Origin of the sequence: Bradyrhizobium sp. SYSU BS000235 (genome assembly GCF_049747295.1) — a bacterium.
In the GTDB taxonomy this organism is placed as follows: domain Bacteria; phylum Pseudomonadota; class Alphaproteobacteria; order Rhizobiales; family Xanthobacteraceae; genus Afipia.
The window spans coordinates 234,799-251,108 of the sequence record NZ_JBMHJM010000001.1 but is presented as its reverse complement, the minus strand read 5'-3'; the positions used below and the strand labels follow the sequence as shown (position 1 = coordinate 251,108).

General features: G+C 59.9%; 14 protein-coding genes. 12 read left to right on the top strand and 2 right to left on the bottom strand.

Annotated elements, in window-relative coordinates:
- The first annotated feature begins 31 nt into the window (after positions 1-31).
- The 3 genes from ACP0KA_RS01130 (at position 32) to ACP0KA_RS01120 (ending at position 4,626) form a co-directional block, all read left to right on the top strand.
- Positions 32-2,047 carry a methyltransferase domain-containing protein gene (locus tag ACP0KA_RS01130; protein ID WP_424626999.1) on the top strand — a complete coding sequence of 672 codons (2,016 nt, stop codon included), beginning with the start codon at positions 32-34 and terminating at the stop codon, positions 2,045-2,047.
- A 150-nt stretch (positions 2,048-2,197) separates the two neighbouring features.
- Positions 2,198-3,583, top strand: coding sequence for an MFS transporter (locus tag ACP0KA_RS01125; protein WP_424626998.1), 1,386 nt, complete (start codon positions 2,198-2,200; stop codon positions 3,581-3,583).
- 77 nt (positions 3,584-3,660) lie between these two features.
- Positions 3,661-4,626, top strand: coding sequence for a 2-hydroxyacid dehydrogenase (locus tag ACP0KA_RS01120; RefSeq protein ID WP_424626997.1), 966 nt, complete (start codon positions 3,661-3,663; stop codon positions 4,624-4,626).
- 297 nt (positions 4,627-4,923) lie between these two features.
- On the opposite strand, the gene ACP0KA_RS01115 is transcribed toward ACP0KA_RS01120, so the two are convergent.
- Positions 4,924-5,961 (bottom strand): biotin-dependent carboxyltransferase family protein, encoded by a 1,038-nt coding sequence (locus ACP0KA_RS01115; RefSeq protein WP_424626996.1) that lies wholly within the window; start codon positions 5,959-5,961, stop codon positions 4,924-4,926.
- Positions 5,958-6,683, bottom strand: a complete 726-nt coding sequence (gene pxpB / locus ACP0KA_RS01110; RefSeq protein WP_424626995.1) for a 5-oxoprolinase subunit PxpB — start codon at positions 6,681-6,683, stop codon at positions 5,958-5,960. Before pxpB ends, ACP0KA_RS01115 begins: the two co-directional genes overlap by 4 nt.
- Positions 6,684-6,933: 250 nt before the next feature.
- On the opposite strand from pxpB, the gene ACP0KA_RS01105 reads away from it, so the two are divergent.
- The 9 genes from ACP0KA_RS01105 to cofC all read left to right on the top strand — a co-directional run bounded on the left by ACP0KA_RS01105 (position 6,934) and on the right by cofC (position 16,309).
- Complete coding sequence (locus ACP0KA_RS01105) at positions 6,934-7,749, top strand: GntR family transcriptional regulator (protein WP_424626994.1); 816 nt, start codon at positions 6,934-6,936, stop codon at positions 7,747-7,749.
- 131 nt (positions 7,750-7,880) lie between these two features.
- A complete protein-coding gene (locus tag ACP0KA_RS01100) occupies positions 7,881-10,244 on the top strand; it encodes a xanthine dehydrogenase family protein molybdopterin-binding subunit (RefSeq protein WP_424626993.1) in 2,364 nt (787 codons plus the stop codon).
- Entirely contained in the window at positions 10,241-11,080 is an 840-nt protein-coding gene (locus tag ACP0KA_RS01095) for an FAD binding domain-containing protein (protein ID WP_424626992.1), read from the top strand. The genes ACP0KA_RS01100 and ACP0KA_RS01095 overlap by 4 nt, the downstream gene beginning before the upstream one ends.
- Entirely contained in the window at positions 11,077-12,282 is a 1,206-nt protein-coding gene (locus ACP0KA_RS01090; protein ID WP_424626991.1) for a xanthine dehydrogenase family Fe-S subunit, read from the top strand. The genes ACP0KA_RS01095 and ACP0KA_RS01090 overlap by 4 nt, the downstream gene beginning before the upstream one ends.
- Before the next feature lie 99 nt (positions 12,283-12,381).
- Complete coding sequence (locus tag ACP0KA_RS01085) at positions 12,382-13,158, top strand: LamB/YcsF family protein (RefSeq protein WP_424626990.1); 777 nt, start codon at positions 12,382-12,384, stop codon at positions 13,156-13,158.
- A gap of 36 nt (positions 13,159-13,194) precedes the next feature.
- Positions 13,195-13,851 carry an NADPH-dependent F420 reductase gene (gene npdG / locus ACP0KA_RS01080; protein WP_424626989.1) on the top strand — a complete coding sequence of 219 codons (657 nt, stop codon included), beginning with the start codon at positions 13,195-13,197 and terminating at the stop codon, positions 13,849-13,851.
- A gap of 12 nt (positions 13,852-13,863) precedes the next feature.
- Entirely contained in the window at positions 13,864-14,631 is a 768-nt protein-coding gene (gene cofE / locus ACP0KA_RS01075; RefSeq protein ID WP_424626988.1) for a coenzyme F420-0:L-glutamate ligase, read from the top strand.
- Complete coding sequence (cofD, locus tag ACP0KA_RS01070) at positions 14,628-15,608, top strand: 2-phospho-L-lactate transferase (RefSeq protein WP_424626987.1); 981 nt, start codon at positions 14,628-14,630, stop codon at positions 15,606-15,608. The genes cofE and cofD overlap by 4 nt, the downstream gene beginning before the upstream one ends.
- Entirely contained in the window at positions 15,608-16,309 is a 702-nt protein-coding gene (cofC, locus tag ACP0KA_RS01065) for a 2-phospho-L-lactate guanylyltransferase (RefSeq protein ID WP_424631458.1), read from the top strand. The genes cofD and cofC overlap by 1 nt, the downstream gene beginning before the upstream one ends.
- Position 16,310 lies beyond the last annotated feature (1 nt).

Here is a 16,310-nt window from a genome sequence, read left to right as displayed (position 1 = left end):
ATCAAAGCGGTCGGAAAACACAGACGAACTGATGAGCAGCAGGAAAATGCAATCACGGCCGTTCGAAGATGCGCTGTTTGCGCAGGCTTTTGCGTATCACCGCGCCGGCCAGATGAGCGAAGCCGAAGCCGGCTATCGGCAGGTCCTGGCCGCTAATCCCCGGCATTCCGGCGCTCTCGGCTTCCTGGGCATTCTGGCTCATCAATTGGGCCACAGCGCCGACGGTATTGATCTGCTCAAGAAGGCTATCGCATCGGAAAAGCGTAACGCGGAACTGCACTATAACTTAGCGCGCGTGCTGGCCGAATGCGGACGTGAGCAAGAGGCAATTCGCCACAACCGGAAAGCATTGGAACTGCAGCCTGACTATCCCGGCGCACACAACAATCTCGCTGCCTTGTTGTTTCTGAGTGGACAAGGCGCCGAAGCCCTCAAAACTGCCATGCAGGGACTGCAATTGGGCATTACGCCGGATTTGAAGTCCACTTTTGTGACGGTGCTGCGATCTCTGGACCCCTTAAGCACCAAGTTCGACCGTAGCGCCGTTCAGTTTCTATCTCGCGCGCTCGTCGAAGCGTGGTGTCGGCCAAGAGATATTTCTCGCGGCGTGTGTGTGCTTCTGGTGCAGATGCCTGCGTTCAAGCGAAGCTTGGAGCGTTCGTTGACGCCAGGCTCCTCTCGCTTGAACGACCTGTTCAGCTCTGATGAACGTGCGTCAATTGCGGCTGACGGATTGTTGCACGCCCTTTTGGTGGCGTGTCCGGTTACCGATATCGCGCTTGAGCGAGTTTTAACGGCGACTCGTGCCGCACTATTGGACGAAGTTTCCAAAGGAGAGCTGGAAGCTCTCGACGTGTGGCTGCCGCTCAGTGCGGCCATCGCTCAACAGTGCCATATCAATGAGTATGTGTTCGACCTCAGTGATCGTGAAGAATCTCAGATTTTGAGTCTTCGTGATTCGATCGTTGGGACGCTAGACGCAGGCGGAACTGTTTCGCCAATTCAAATAGCTGTTCTTGCAAGCTACGTGCCTCTCCATTCTCTCACTGGAGCAGACCGGCTCGCGCAGGTGGGTTGGCCGGATGTTCTTCAACCCGTGATCAAGCAGCAGATTTTGGAATGGGCCGAAGAGCAGGAAATTCGAGAGCGGATCGAAGAACTGACTGCAGTCGAGGATAGCGTTTCGGAAAAGGTGAGGGATCAGTACGAGGAAAACCCTTATCCGCGCTGGACGAGGATTCCAGTGGATAAGGAAGCGATGCCGATCGATCAGTACCTGCGTGCACAGATGCCGGGTGCTCCGTATCAGGCGATTGGCGATCGTCCGATCAGTGTTCTGATTGCAGGTTGTGGAACAGGGATGCACGCGATTCAACGTGCGCAGCAGTTCAAGAACGCCGACGTTTTAGCCATTGATCTCAGCTTGAGCAGCCTGAGCTATGCGGCCAGAAAAACCCAGGAACTGGGGTTGAAAAACATCCGTTACGCTCGGGCCGACATTCTGGCGTTCAAGCCGGACATGATGTTCGACGTCATCGATTCATCGGGTGTGCTTCACCACCTCGGAGATCCTCTCGAGGGATGGCGAAATCTGGCCAGCCTACTGCGGCCCGGTGGCCTGATGCACATCGGGCTTTATAGCGCCATCGCCCGGAAGAATATCAACGTCGCCCGTGATGTCCTCGCCAAGGAGGGAAGGGGGTACTCCGTCGCGGAGGTGAGGAGATTGCGAGCCCAGGCCGCGAACCTACCCCACGACGGCCAGCAGATGGCGGTGACCGAGTTTGGCGATTTTTTCAGCACCAGCGAATGCAGGGATTTGCTCTTTCATGTCCAGGAGCACCAGTTTTCAATCCCGCAGATCGCTGCTTTCCTGGCAGAAGCCGGCTTCAAATTCTTGGGATTTCAGACCCCATATCGAAGCCGATATCTGAAGCGTTTCCCGGACGACACGGCTGCTGCCAACCTCGATAATTGGCATTTGTTCGAGACGGAGAACCCCGCAACCTTTACCGAGATGTATCAATTCTGGATCCAGAAAACGTGATCCGCGGATAGCCGTTTTCGTCAGATTTTAGAGCATTGTAGAGCCTGATGCATATGCCGCATGCAGACCGGCCACTGTCGATTGTTTCGCATCCCGACTAGATAACGGTCGTTCACCCACATTGAAAACGCGTTTCGGAAAGCCCGCAGGATGGATGCAATTTCGGGGAAGTTTCCTCCTGTGACCGACGGCCTTCCTCCGGAGCGGCGGCGCTGGGCGCTGCTGGCCGTTTTCACGGCTCTGGCAATGTCCGCGCTTGATACGGCTATTGCCAATGTCGCCTTGCCCGCGATTGCCAATGACCTTCATACGACGCCCGCGGACGTCATCTGGGTCGTGAACGTCTACCAGATCGCGATGGTGGCCACCTTGCTTCCGGTTGCCGCGCTCGGCGAAATCGTCGGTCATCAACGGATTTATCTTTGGGGCCTATTGCTGTTTACGGTGGCGTCGTTGGGCTGTGCCTGTGCATGGTCCTTGCCCAGTTTGCTGGTTGCGCGCTTTCTTCAGGGATTGGGTGCCGCCGGGGTCATGAGCGTCAACACGGCGCTGGTGCGCTTTATTTATCCTTCGCGGCTTCATGGGCGCGGCTTCGGTAACAACGCCCTCGTGGTCGCGACAGCATTTACTCTGGGGCCGACAATCGCCTCCGGAATTTTGTCTGTCGGTTCCTGGCCATGGCTGTTTGCCATCAACATTCCGTTTGGCGTGGCCGCGATCCTGATCGGCCTGAAGACGCTGCCGCAAACCCCGCGCGCCACGCATGCATTTGATTATCCCGGCGCGCTGCTGACCTCGGCTTGTCTTTGTTTGTTTATCTTCGGAATCGGCAGTGCGGCGCACAATACGTCGCTGTGGCTCGTCATTGCGGTCCTGATCGGCACTGTCGTGCTTGGTGCGCTTCTGCTCCGCAGACAGGCGGATCATCCAGCCCCGATGTTGCCCATCGACCTGTTTCGCCGGCCAGTCTTCGCGCTATCGGTCGCGACCGCCGTTTGCTCGTTCGCGGTGCAGGGCCTCGCCTTCGTGTCGCTGCCGTTCTACTTCGAAGACGTGCTGCATCGGACGCAGGTGGAGACGGGCTTCTTTATGACGCCATGGTCTTTGGTCGTCGGCATTATGGCCCCGATCGCGGGACGGCTGTCCGATCGTCATCCGGCGGGACTGCTCGGGGGCCTTGGCCTTGTCGTGCTCGGTGTGGGCATGGTCCTGCTGGCAATGCTGCCGGCCGAGCCGAGCGTTGTGGACATCGTCTGGCGCATGGCGGTTTGTGGATGCGGCTTCGGTTTCTTTCAGTCACCGAATATGAAAGCCATCATGTCCAGCGCGCCGCCTGCCCGCAGCGGCGCAGCCAGCGGTCTCGTTGCAACGGGTCGCTTGATTGGCCAAACCACGGGCGCGGCTCTTGCTGCGCTCTGTTTCGGTCTCGCCGGTCACCAGGGCGCGACGTACGCCTTGGCGGTCGGGGCGGGGTTTGCCGCGCTCGGAGCGGTGATGAGTTTCCTGCGCCTCGTTGCGACTCCGCGCGCCAAATAAGTCTGTCCCGCTGTAGGTTGCGAACAAGGTCCGTCTTGTGGGAAACAGGACGTCGTCGGTTGTGGGGGGAAAATCAGATGAGCAAGGCAGCGCTCGCGGTATTGATCAACGGCGGTACGGACAACTGGTCGCCGCAACGCTGGAAAGAGCGTTTCACGTCTGTCTGTGAAGACAGGCAAGTCGCATTGCTGCCCGGCGACGCTTGTCGCCCTGAAGACATCGGTTATGCCGCGGTTTGGAAGCCCACTCCCGGCGCGCTCGCTGCATTTCCAAATCTGAAAGCTGTGTTCAATCTCGGCGCCGGCGTCGATGCATTGATTGCGGACAAGACGTTACCGAACGTGCCGATTGTTCGGGTTGCCATCGGTGATCTGACGGGCCGCATGACGGAATACGTCGTGATGCATGTGCTGATGCACCATCGTCAGCAGCCGTATTTGTCGCAAAGTCAGCAGAACAAAATCTGGGCGCCCCGTCATCAATGGGCGGCGAGCGAGATTTCCGTCGGAGTGATGGGGCTCGGCACACTTGGGCGCGATGCGGCAGACGTTCTGAAGCGCCTCGGTTTCCGCGTGGCCGGCTGGAGTGCGAGCCCGAAGAGCTTGCCGGGCATTGAATGTTTCTCGGGGCAAACTGGGCTGAAGCAGTTCCTGGCGCGCACGAACATCCTTGTGTGTCTTCTGCCGCTCACGCCGGATACGCGTCATATCCTTAATCGCAGCGTTTTCTCACAACTCGATCGTAATAGCCCGCTGGGCGCTCCAGTGCTGATCAATGCCGGGCGGGGCGGCCTGCAGAACGAGGCGGATATTCTGAGCTGCCTGGATGACGGCACATTGGGCGCGGCCTCGCTCGATGTGTTCGAAAGCGAGCCTCTTCCAGCACAAAGCCTGTTCTGGTCACATCCGAAGGTTATTCTCTCACCGCACAATGCGGCGGATACAGATCCGACGGAAATCTCGGCTTATGTCGCCAGCCAAATCGAGCAATTCGAAGCCGGGCGACCGTTGGACAACGTCGTCGACCTGACGCGCGGCTACTAAAGCGTTTTCGAGCGAAGTGGCTACTTAGTGGTCCGATTTGAACGTTTGCATCCCGTCTCAGCAGGCACTGTTGCGAACGTTCAAATCAAAGGACCACTAGCAAATCTATGACTTGAGTGGAGCTTTAAGATTTGACGTTCGCATTACAACCTCGCGGCAAGCAGGTGCGAACGTCAAATCCGCTCCACTCATTCGCGTGAAGAAAACGCGTCAAAAAAGAATCAAGAGCTTCGGTTCTGATTCAATCAGAACCGAAGTCGAGAACCTCGTTCTGCGTCACCTGAGAGGATGACGCGCTCACGCATAGGCGTCGACGACGCCGTCAATCAGATTGTGGTTGTACAACGCTTCGAGGTTGATGCCTTGCGCTCCGCCGACCGGGCGGATCGCCTGAATGACATCCTGAATCCGCTTGTGTTCGGCGCGCCGGATGGTCTCGGCTTCCTCGCGCGACACCGCTTCGAACCGAATGGAGCGTCCTGATCCGCGCACACCAAGCAGCGGCAGGTCCGCCGAAATAACGGTGGCGATTTTCGGATAGCCGCCGGCGGTTTGAGCGTCGGCCAGCAGGATGATCGGCAACTTTGAACCGGGGACTTGGATCGAGCCGCCGACGATACCGTCCGAGACGATGTTGTAGTTGCCGCCCTTGTGCTCGAGAAGAGGTCCGTCCAGCCGGAATCCCATGCGGTCCGATGCCGCTGTAATGGTGTAAGTGCCGGACAGAAATTCCTGGATAGCCGCTTCGGTAAAGAAGTCGTCCTGCGGTCCGAGAACAACGCGGATCGGCTGTCCAAAGCGCAGATCGCGCGGCTCACTGAGAGCGACTTCTTCACGAACAGCAACATCGTCCTTGCTGCTGTTGAGGATGTCACCGCCTTGAAGTTGCCGTCCTTCGAGGCCGCCAAAGGCCGCACGCGTGTAGGTGGACCTGCTGTTGAGACACAGCGGCACATCGAATCCGCCTTCAATGGCGAGATACGAGCAAAACGCGTCGCCGCCGAGCTTGACGCGGACGATCTCTCCCTTGGTCAAGCGGACGGTCTGCCCGGAAGGGACCAGCGGCTGCTCGCCTCCCTTGATCTCAAGGCCGCCCCCGCCGCCGACCAATGCAATTCTCGCCGAATCACAAACGACTTCCAGCTCGGGTCCTGATCCCATCACTTCCAGACAGGCGCTGTTTTGCCGATTACCTACCAACGCGTTCGCCAGCGTGAAGCCGTCCCGATCGAGCGCGCCCGCAACCGGCACCCCGACGTGCTGAAAACCGCGCCGTCCTTCGTCCTGGACAGTGGTGAGAAAGCCGGGAGCAATGACTTTAAAAACCGGCGTCACGTTGCAATCTCCGAACTATCCGGAACGTAGTCGTTGCGCTGCACCGCGAGTTTGATGCGTTCGAATTCAGCAGGTGCGACAGGATTGAATTTGACAGCATCGCCGGGGGCGAGCAGGGCGCCGCGCGCCGACGCTGCATCGAAAAACCGGACGGGCGATGTTCCGATCAAATGCCAACCGCCGGGGCTTTCGTAAGGATAGACCGCCGTCATGCTCGTTGCGATGGCAACAGAGCCGGGAGGAACACGGGTGCGGGGATCGGAGCGGCGTGGAAACCGAAGTTTTTCGGGGACATCGCCCATGTAAGGAAAGCCGGGAACGAAGCCGATCATGTAGACGTGATATTGCGTGCCGGCGTGAAGCGAGACCACTTCCTCAACCGAAAGCTTTGCGGCTTTCGCTATTTCCTCGATATCCGGCGCGAATTCCGGTTCGTAGCAAACCGGGATTTCCCAAATCCGCTTGCCGCCTGAAGCCCGGGTGGACTGATTAATGAAGGCATGAACCGCCTGTTCGAGTTCATTGCCCGTTGTGACGAGCGAATCATAGTTGATGCTGAGCGAACGAAAGGTTGCGATGACCTCCGTCACTCCGGGAAGTTTTGCATGCTCAAGCGTTTCCGCAAGTGCGAGCACCCGGTCGCTGATCTTGCGGTCGATCGTCGATCCAAATTCGATGACAAGCGCGCTGTCCGCCGCTTTCAAAATTCTAAAATCAGCCATGACGAAGACCTGTTCGCATTGATACTATCGTACCTAAGACGGTACGATTGCGTCAAACCCCTCAGTGAGGCAGACTGTGCAGGCCTTGTCCGGAGGCTGGGCAAATCCTGCGCCATACAGGGCGCGTGTCACAAGGCGCGTTCGTCGCAGTGCAGTGCTGCCCGCCAGCGGCATTGCTAGCACATTGCTTTGATTCCGTGGTTAGTTATGATCCCCGCGCAAACATTGGATCCCAATAAGAAGAGCTAACGTGTCCAAGCTGTTAAAGGCATATGATCGCAGTCGCGTGCCCCTGTACATCCAGGTGGCATCGGTGTTGCGAACCCGAATACAGTCCGGACAGTGGGGCGCCGGAGAAAAAATCTCCACCCTCGAAGAGCTTGAACGGGAGTTCGAGGTCGCTCGCGTCACGGTCAGGCAGGCCGTCGACATCTTGCGGGAAGAGGGATTGCTGCAGGCACGTCAGGGACTTGGGACGTTTGTTTCGAAAAAAACCCAGGATCGGCACTGGGTCAAGCTCGCCACCAGTTGGAGCACTCTCATCGACTCCCTCACGGGCAATGTGCCCCGGCGACTGACCATTGAGGAAGACGTTCCGCCCCCTAATCTGACCAGTTCCGAAGGGGAGTTGGCATCGAGCTACGTGAAATTACGCAGCGTTCAGTACCGCAATGAAGACCCATATTCGGTCGTCAATATCCTTCTGGCGCGAGAAGTCTTTGATCTGAATCCAACTCGTTTCAAGAACGCGGCAGCGCTGGTCACGATCGATTCGATGGAAGAGGTCACGCTGCTCGAAGCGCAGCAGACCCTGACGATCGGCAGCGCGGATCCCGAAATCGCTGACCTTCTGAAAATTTCGATCGGGGCGCCAACGGTCGCGGCCCATTGTGTCGTAGTGGATGATGGCGGGATTGCCATTTATGTCGGCGACATCATCTATCGCAGTGAAAGCATCAAGCTGCAGATGGATCTGCTCGCGACCAACCCCGTTCGGGAGAAAAAAGCGCGCAATGGCTACAAAGCCGTTGAATTGGCGCGGCGCAGCAAAGCTCGCAAAGCCTAAATCCGCGTCAATCGGCCTCTATTTTTGCAAATTCTTTGATCGTTGAAGTCTACGAACGAGGTCTTGCTATCGTCCTAAAAATAGGATGAGTTTGGCCGGGCGGTTGTCATCGGGCCTTCGAGGGAATGTGCATGGCGAAGCAGGGTGTGGGCGCGCGGCTCCTGCGCAAGGAGGATGACCGCCTGATGCGCGGGCGCGGCGAATTTGTTGCCGATATCCGCTTGGCCGGAATGCGCGACGTGGCGTTCGTTCGCAGCCCGCTGGCGCATGCCCGCATCAAGGACATCCGGATTCCGCCGCAGTTCCGCGGCAGCGTTTTCACGGCAAAAGACCTGGAGGGCGTGAAGCCAATCCGCGCGGTGTCCGGACTGCCGGGATTCAAGGTGTCCGAACAGCCGATTCTCGCCTTTGAGAAGGTGCGTCAGGTCGGCGAACTGATCGCGATGTGTGTCGCTGACACGCGCGCGGAGGCGGAAGATATTGCCGCTGCCGTCGAAGTCGAGTTCGAGGAACTGCCCGCGGTTTACGACATGCTGCTGGCGAAGCGTCCGGATTCGGCGCTGCTTCACGAGCATTGGGGCGACAACGTCTTTCTCGAGACGTTTGTCGATATCAACATGGAAGCAGCGTACGACGCGCCGATCAAAATTACCCGTGAAATCTCCACCGCACGCCAGAGTATGGCGCCGATGGAGGGCAGGGGTACGGTCGCCATGTGGCACAAGCGCATGGACCAGCTCGTGCTCTACACGGGCAACCAGCAGCCGCACATCGTCCGCAATGGATTGTCCGAATGCCTCGGGCTCGAGCAGATTAACGTGCGGATCGTATCGCCAGATGTCGGCGGCGGCTTCGGCTACAAGGGCATTGTGCTGACGGAAGACGTCTGCCTTGGGTGGCTGGCGATGCGCTGCGGTCATCCGGTGCGCTGGATTGAGGACCGCCGCGAGCATCTCACGGCGGGTGCTAATTGCCGCGAACACCACTACATCATCACCGTCTATGCCGACCGCGACGGCAAGCTGCGTGGTGTCGAATGTGAAGCCACGGTCGATTCCGGGGCTTATTCGTCGTATCCGTTCTCGGCGTGTCTGGAAGCGGCGCAGGTCGCGAGCATTCTGCCGGGGCCCTACGATTTTCCATCCTATCGCTGCCGCACCTGGTCGGTTGCGACCAACAAGTGTCCGATCCTGCCGTATCGCGGCGTGGCGCGCACGGGCGTCTGTTTCGCCATCGAACTGATGATGGACGCGATCGCACGCGAGGCCGGGCTCGAGCCGTATGAAGTGCGGCTGAAGAATCTGGTTCAGCCCGAGCAGATGCCGTTCGACAACATCACCAAGAAGCATTTCGACAGCGGCGACTATCCGGAGTCGCTGCGGCAGGCGTTGGCCAAGATCGATCTCGCCGCGCTGCGCGAGCGGCAGAAGATTCCGGACTCCGACGGCCGGCTGATCGGTGTCGGCTTGTCGGTTTATTGCGAACAGGGTGCACATGGAACGTCCGTCTATGCTGGTTGGGGCATTCCGATGGTACCTGGTCACGAGCAGGCCACCGCGCGCATGACGCCGGATGGGGGGCTCGAACTGCGTGTGGGCGTCCACTCCCATGGCCAGAGCATGGAAACCACGCTGCCGCAGGTGGCCCACGAAATGCTCGGCATTGATACGGCCAAGATCAAGCTGGTGCATGGCGACACCGAATACACACCGTACTCGACTGGAAGCTGGGGATCGCGCTGTGCCGTGATGGCCGGCGGCGCCGTGGCGACTGCTTCCCGTGAACTCGGCAAGCTTGCGATGGGCATCGGTGCCCATTTGCTGCAGACCGAAGTCGAGAGCGTCAAGTTGGAAGGCGGGGCTGTCGTCGGCCCGAATGGCAGCGTCACACTGCAGGAAATCGCGCATACATGGTACCGGCGCCCGCAGGATCTGCCGCCGTCAGTCGATCCGAGAGGTTTGGAGGCGACGGTTGGCTACAAGCCGGTGCGGGATTCCGGCACCTTCAGCTACGCGACACACGTTGCGGTGGTCGCGGTCGATCCGGAATTGGGCGACATCGAGATTCTCGACTACGTCATCGTCGAAGACGGCGGCAAGCTGATCAACCCGATGGTGGTCGATGGCCAGATCTATGGCGGCCTCGCGCAGGGCATCGGGACCGCGCTTTACGAAGAGATGAACTTCGACGCGTCGGGCCAGCCGCTGGCGTCGACGTTCGCTGATTATCTTCTTCCCGGTCCGACCGAGGTGCCCGCGCCGAAGCTCGGTCACATGGAAACACCGGCGCCTTACACGGAGTTCGGCGTCAAAGGTCTCGGCGAGGGTGGCGCCATCGCGCCCCCGGCGGCCATCGGCAATGCCGTCAACGATGCGCTGAAATCACTCGGAGCGGAATTGCTCCATTCGCCGATCACGCCGCGCCGGGTGCTGGAAGCTATTCAAGCCGCCGAACAGAAGCGTCGGACGAAAGCGGGTGAAGGAGTTCCCGCGTGAAGCCGGTCAATTTCGATTACGCGCGTCCCGGCGATGTCAACGAAGCGCTCAAGCTGATCGCCGACGACAGCCAAACGGTCAAAATCATGGCCGGCAGCCAATCGCTCGGGCCGATGCTCAACATGCGTCTGGTCCAGCCCGATCTGCTGGTGGACATTACCGGCATCGAGGAACTTCGCAGCGTCGATCAGCGCGCGGACGAGATCGTGCTCGGTGCCTGCATCACGCACGCCGATATCGAAGACTTGCGCGTTCCCGACGTGACCTGCGGCGCGCTGCCCTATGTTGCGCGCGGGATCGCCTATCGGGCGGTGCGCAATCGCGGCACCATTGGCGGCAGCCTGACGCACGCCGATCCATCCGCCGACTGGCATTCGATCATGGCCGCAGTGGGCGCGAAGGTCGTGCTGCGCGGCCCGGGCGGCGAACGCACGATCCCTGTCGAAGACTACATGGTCGGTGCGCTGGAAGCCGACCTGCAGCTCGGTGAAATGCTCGTCGGCGTCAAGGTGCCCAAGCTGAGCCGTTCGGCGCGCTGGGGTTACTACAAGACCTGCCGCAAGACCGGTGAATTCGCCCACGCCATCGGTTCGTTTCTGTCGGATCCCGATCGCGGGGTCAGCCGCGTCGTGATCGGTGCGACGGAAAGCCGTCCGATCGTCGTCACGGACGCGGGCAGGATTCTCGGCGACGGACGCGCGAAGCAGTTGAATACCGCATTCAATAGCGATGCCGCAGCAAATGCGGTCGAGGCCGCAGGCATGATCGATCCGCTCGACAAGCAAACCCATATTGTCGCGTTGCGGCGCGCGATCGAACAGGCGCAGTCGGCATGACGCTCGTCAGTCTTACAGTCAACGGAAAATCGGTCAGCGCCGGCATCCAGCCGCGCACCCATCTCGCCGACTTCGTGCGCGAAACCCAGAATCTGACAGGCACCCATCTCGGCTGCGAGCACGGCGTGTGCGGGGCCTGTACGATGCTCGTAGACGGAGTGCCGACACGCTCCTGCATCACGTACGCTGTCGCTTGCCAGCAGGCTGAAGTGACGACAATCGAGGGCCTCGACAACGACGAGATCGCGACGGAACTGCGCGCGGCCTTTTCGCAGGAGCATGCGCTTCAGTGCGGATATTGCACGCCGGGGATGCTCGTGTCCGCGCGAGATGTCGTGCTGCGCCTGCAGGCGCCGAGTGAACACGACATTCGCGTCGCCATGAGCGGAAATCTCTGCCGCTGCACGGGCTACGTCGGCATCATTCGCGCGATCCAGCGCGTGGTCGAGGCAAGACGCAGCCGTGGCATCGCGGCAATCCCGAACGGCAATCGCACGCGGCTCGGCCCGTCAGGGTCGGGACATGCGCTGCCTGCCATGTCTGGCTCGGCGCCGCGCGTCGCCGTAGCGCCCAAGGTCGCCGCGAAAAGTGCGTCTGCAGCTTCTGCCGCGCGCATGGATCCCGACTGGAAACCGCAGACGACATTCACGCAAAGCTTCGTGGTCGCCCATCCTGTCGACGTGGTTTGGAACTTCTTCGGCGACGTGGCGAGTGTTGCGGCCTGTCTGCCCGGCGCGTCGTTGGCCGGCGAGCCGGTGGATGGCCATGTCGAAGGCCAGATGAAGGTCAAAGTCGGCCCGATCTCGGCGGAATTCCAGGGTATCGCTGACATCACGCGCGACGAGGCAACCCGGACCGGCACAATCATTGGCTCCGGCAAAGACAAGCGCAGCAACTCTGCGACTCGCGGGCTGGTCGGTTATGCGGTCAAGGAGGGAGATACGCCGGATCAGACGCGTGTCGACGTCAATATCGGCTTTACGCTGACCGGAGCGCTTGCGCAGTTCAGCCGCTCTGGTCTTGTGCAGGATATTGCCGGCCGCCTGATCGCGATGTTCGTCAAGAATCTCGAGGCGCGCCTGGCAGGGAAGTCGAGCGGAGACATGCCGTCTGCCGAGGCCGGCCTTGATGCAGGATCACTGGTGTTCTCAGTGATAAAAGGTAGGTTCCAAAACCTGCTGAAACGACTGTTCGGCAGATAAGTAAGGGTAAAGGTATTGTCTTCCTAAAGATAGTACCTTATCCTCGTTTAGGCCTGTGATAGATGACTTTTTGCCAGTCGTGGCAATCCGGAGCGAGCAATGACGATCAAGATCAATCTCAACGCAGACATGGCAGAGGGTTTCGGCGCCTACAAGATCGGCGACGACAACGGCATTCTGAAGATTATCGGTTCAGCGAACATCGCGTGCGGCTTCCATGCCGGCGATCCGCTGACGATGCGCAAGGTCATCGCCGATGCGAAGCGGGAGGGCGTCACGGTCGGTGTGCACCCCGGCTTTAACGATCTCTGGGGCTTCGGCCGCCGCCGCATCGATATGAAGCCCGAAGATCTCGAATACATGATCGCCTACCAGATCGGCGCGTTACAGGCGTTGGCGACTTACTCCGATGTCAAGGTGACCCATCTCAAGCCGCACGGTGCGCTGAACAACATGGCAGCCGAGAACAAGGAATACGCCTTGGCCATCGGGCGGGCGATCAAGACGGTCGATCCCAAGATCATTTATGTGGCGCTTGCCGGCTCTGAAATGGAGAAAGCCGGCCGCGAACTCGGCTTGCCGGTCGCGCTGGAAGGCTTCTGCGATCGTCAGTACGAAGACGACGGCAACCTGACATCACGCAAGATTCCGGGCTCGGTGCTGCATGATCCCGCCGCGGCAACCAAGCAGGTCATCGACATGGTGGTGAACAACACCATCACGTCGCGCAACGGCAAGAAGATCCCGTGCAAGGTGCACTCGCTGTGCGTTCACGGTGATGAGCCGACCGCCGTGGCGCTGGCGAAGACCGTTCGCGAAGGGCTGGAGAAGGCAGGGGTCAAGCTGGTGACGCTGCCTGAGATGTCGCTCGACTGACATCATCCAAAAACTGATCCAGGGAAGGCCGGTCATATGAGCGCAAAGCCAAGTATTGCTGTTTTGGGAGGCACCGGCGACCTGGGTTCAGGTCTCGCGAAGCGATGGATCGCCGCCGGCTATTCCATCGTGATCGGGTCGCGCTCCGCCGAGAAGGCGCAGGCGTTTGCCAAGGAACTGGGCGGCAACGCGCGGGGTGATGACAATGTCGGTGCTGCAAAGGCCGCCGACATTGTGGTTCTCGCGGTGCCGTTCGGCAGCCATGAGGCTACGCTTCTTGAAGTGAAGGATGCGGTTCAAGGCAAGATCGTGGTCGACGCGGCGGTGCCGCTGGTGCCGCCGAAAGTCTCGGTTGTGCAACTGCCGCCGGAAGGATCTGCGGCACAGATTGCCCAGAAGCTGCTCGGCGACGGCGTCAAGGTTGTCTCAGCCTTTCACAACGTCGGCGCAACGAAGCTGCATGCGGGCGGCCGCGCGGACTGTGACGTGCTGGTGTTCGGCAATGACAAGGAAGCCCGTGATCTCGTGATTACGCTGGCGGGCGAAGTTGCGACCAGCGGCATCGATGGCGGCGTCCTTGCCAACTCGGCTGCGGCGGAAGCTCTGACGTCGGTTCTGATTGGGATCAACCGTCGCTACAAAGTTCCGGGCGCGGGCATCCGCATCACCGGACTTCCTGCGCCTGCTCCGTAAACGGCACTCGCGATGGCGAAGAGCGTCACATATTTTGCCGTACCCGGCATTCCGTTGATCAAGCCGGGCGACGATCTTGCCACGGTGATCGGAGATGCTCTCAAGGCCGCCCAATTTGCGTTGACGACAGGGGACATCGTCGTCATCGCGCAGAAGATCGTTTCAAAATCCGAAGATCGCTACGTCGAGTTGAAGCGCGTCGTTCCATCGGAGAAGGCGCACGCGCTTGCCAAGGACATCGGTAAGGACCCGCGCTTCATCGAGGTTGTACTGTCCGAGTCCGATGAGGTTGTGCGCCACCGGCCGAACATCATGATCGTGGCGCATCGGCTGGGATATGTGATGGCCAATGCCGGCATTGATCAGTCGAATATCCAGCATACCGAAGGTGAAGAACGGGTTTTGCTGTTGCCGAAGGATCCGGATGGTTCTGCCGCGGCGCTGAAAGCGAAGCTTGACGCGACGTTCGGCGCCGATGTCGGCGTGATCATCAATGACAGCTTCGGGCGGCCATGGCGCAATGGTGTCACCGGTGTTGCGCTCGGCGTCGCAGGCTTACCATCGCTGCTGGATATGATCGGCGCGCCGGATATGTTCGGCCGACCGATGCAGGTGACCGAGATCGCGGTGGCCGATGAAATTGCCGCGGGCGCATCATTACTCATGGGGCAGGCCGCGGAAGGGTTGCCGGTGGTCGTGGTCCGGGGATTGTCGTTTTCTGCGGCATCGCGGCCGGCGTCGGCTCTGATCCGCCCGCGCGAACGGGATATGTTCCGATGAGCACCGCAAGCGCATTCAAAGGCAAGCCTGTTGTGGCGCTGTGTGGCGGAGTCGGCGGCGCCAAGCTGGCGCTTGGCCTCAATCGCCTGATCGGCGCGGACCTCACAATAATCGTCAATACGGGCGACGACTTCGAGCATCTCGGTCTGCATGTGTCGCCTGATATCGACACGGTCGTCTACACGCTGGGCGGCCTCAGCGATGTTGAGCGCGGCTGGGGCCGCGCCGATGAGACCTGGAATTTCATGGCGTCGCTCGGCGATCTCGGCGGCGAAACCTGGTTCCGGCTGGGCGATCGCGATCTTGCCATGCATGTAGAGCGGACACAGGCGCTGCGCGGTGGAACCACGCTGACAGAGTTCACGACCGCAATGGCGCGTCGTCTCGGCATCGCTGCGACGCTTCTTCCCATGTCCGATGATCGCGTTGAGACGATGGTGATGACTGCGGATGGTCCGTTGCCGTTCCAGCGTTATTTCGTTGGCTTGCAATGCGCCCCAGTCGTCCAACGGCTTGAGTTCAAGGGCGCAGAGAGGGCCGTTGCAACGCAGCAGGTGTTGTCGGCGCTGCGACATCCCGATCTCGCGGCCGTGATTATTTGCCCGTCAAACCCTTATCTGAGTGTGGACCCCATTCTCGCTGTCGCGGACATCCGCAAGGCGCTCGATGCCGTGAAAGCGCCGATCGTTGCAGTTTCGCCGTTGATCGGCGGGCAGGCGGTCAAGGGACCGACGGCGAAGATCATGGCGGAGCTTGGTTTGCCGGCGGACTCGGTGACAATCGCCCGGCACTATCCGTTTCTGAGTGGGCTGATCATCGACGAGACGGATCGCGAAGAGGCGGATAAAATCGAGATGCCGGTGCATGTCGCCTCGACCTGGATGCGGAGCTTTGAGGATCGGGATCGACTCGCTGCCGAATGCCTGAAATTCGCAGCTCAATTGTCCATTGTTCGGAAGGGAGAGAGCGCCGCGTGATGCAGATCGCAGCAGAAACCTCCGGTCATGTCTGGGCTATCGTGCCGGTCAAACGCTTGAGCCGAGCCAAGCAACGGCTTGCTGACGTCTTGTCGCGCAACGAACGCGTCAAGCTCGCCCGCACCATGCTGCATGAAGTTCTCACCACGCTCTGCGCGATCCCGGAGATTGCAGGGACCATCGTGGTGACCGGTGATCCCATGGTGGCGAACCTTGCAACGCTGTTCGAGGCGCGCGTGGTCACCGATGTCATGGAGGCGGGTATCAATGCTGCCGTCCAGCAGGGCCTCAAGACGCTCGATGACTCGTCCACCGCACTGGTCATTCCGGCCGACGTTCCTTTCGCCACAGCCCGCGATCTTCGGGATGTGATCGGCGAGCTCGATCGCCATCCGGTAGTACTGGCACCTGCGTTCTCCGACGGGGGCACCAATGCGATTGCGATGCGCTCCCCCGATTTGATCGTTCCAAGTTTCGGTGACGACAGCTTCGCCCGGCATCAGGCGCTGGCACAGGCCAGCGGTATCGATTGTGGCATCGTCCGCAATGAGGGCCTGGGCCGGGATATCGATTGTCCGGACGATCTGCTGCCGTGGACGGGTATCAAGAAATTTTCGCTCACGGCCGCGCTGCTGGTTGAATTCAACATCGCAGAACGGCTCCGTGCCGCTGCTCTTCCGGCGTCCGAGAGGCATGTCTGAG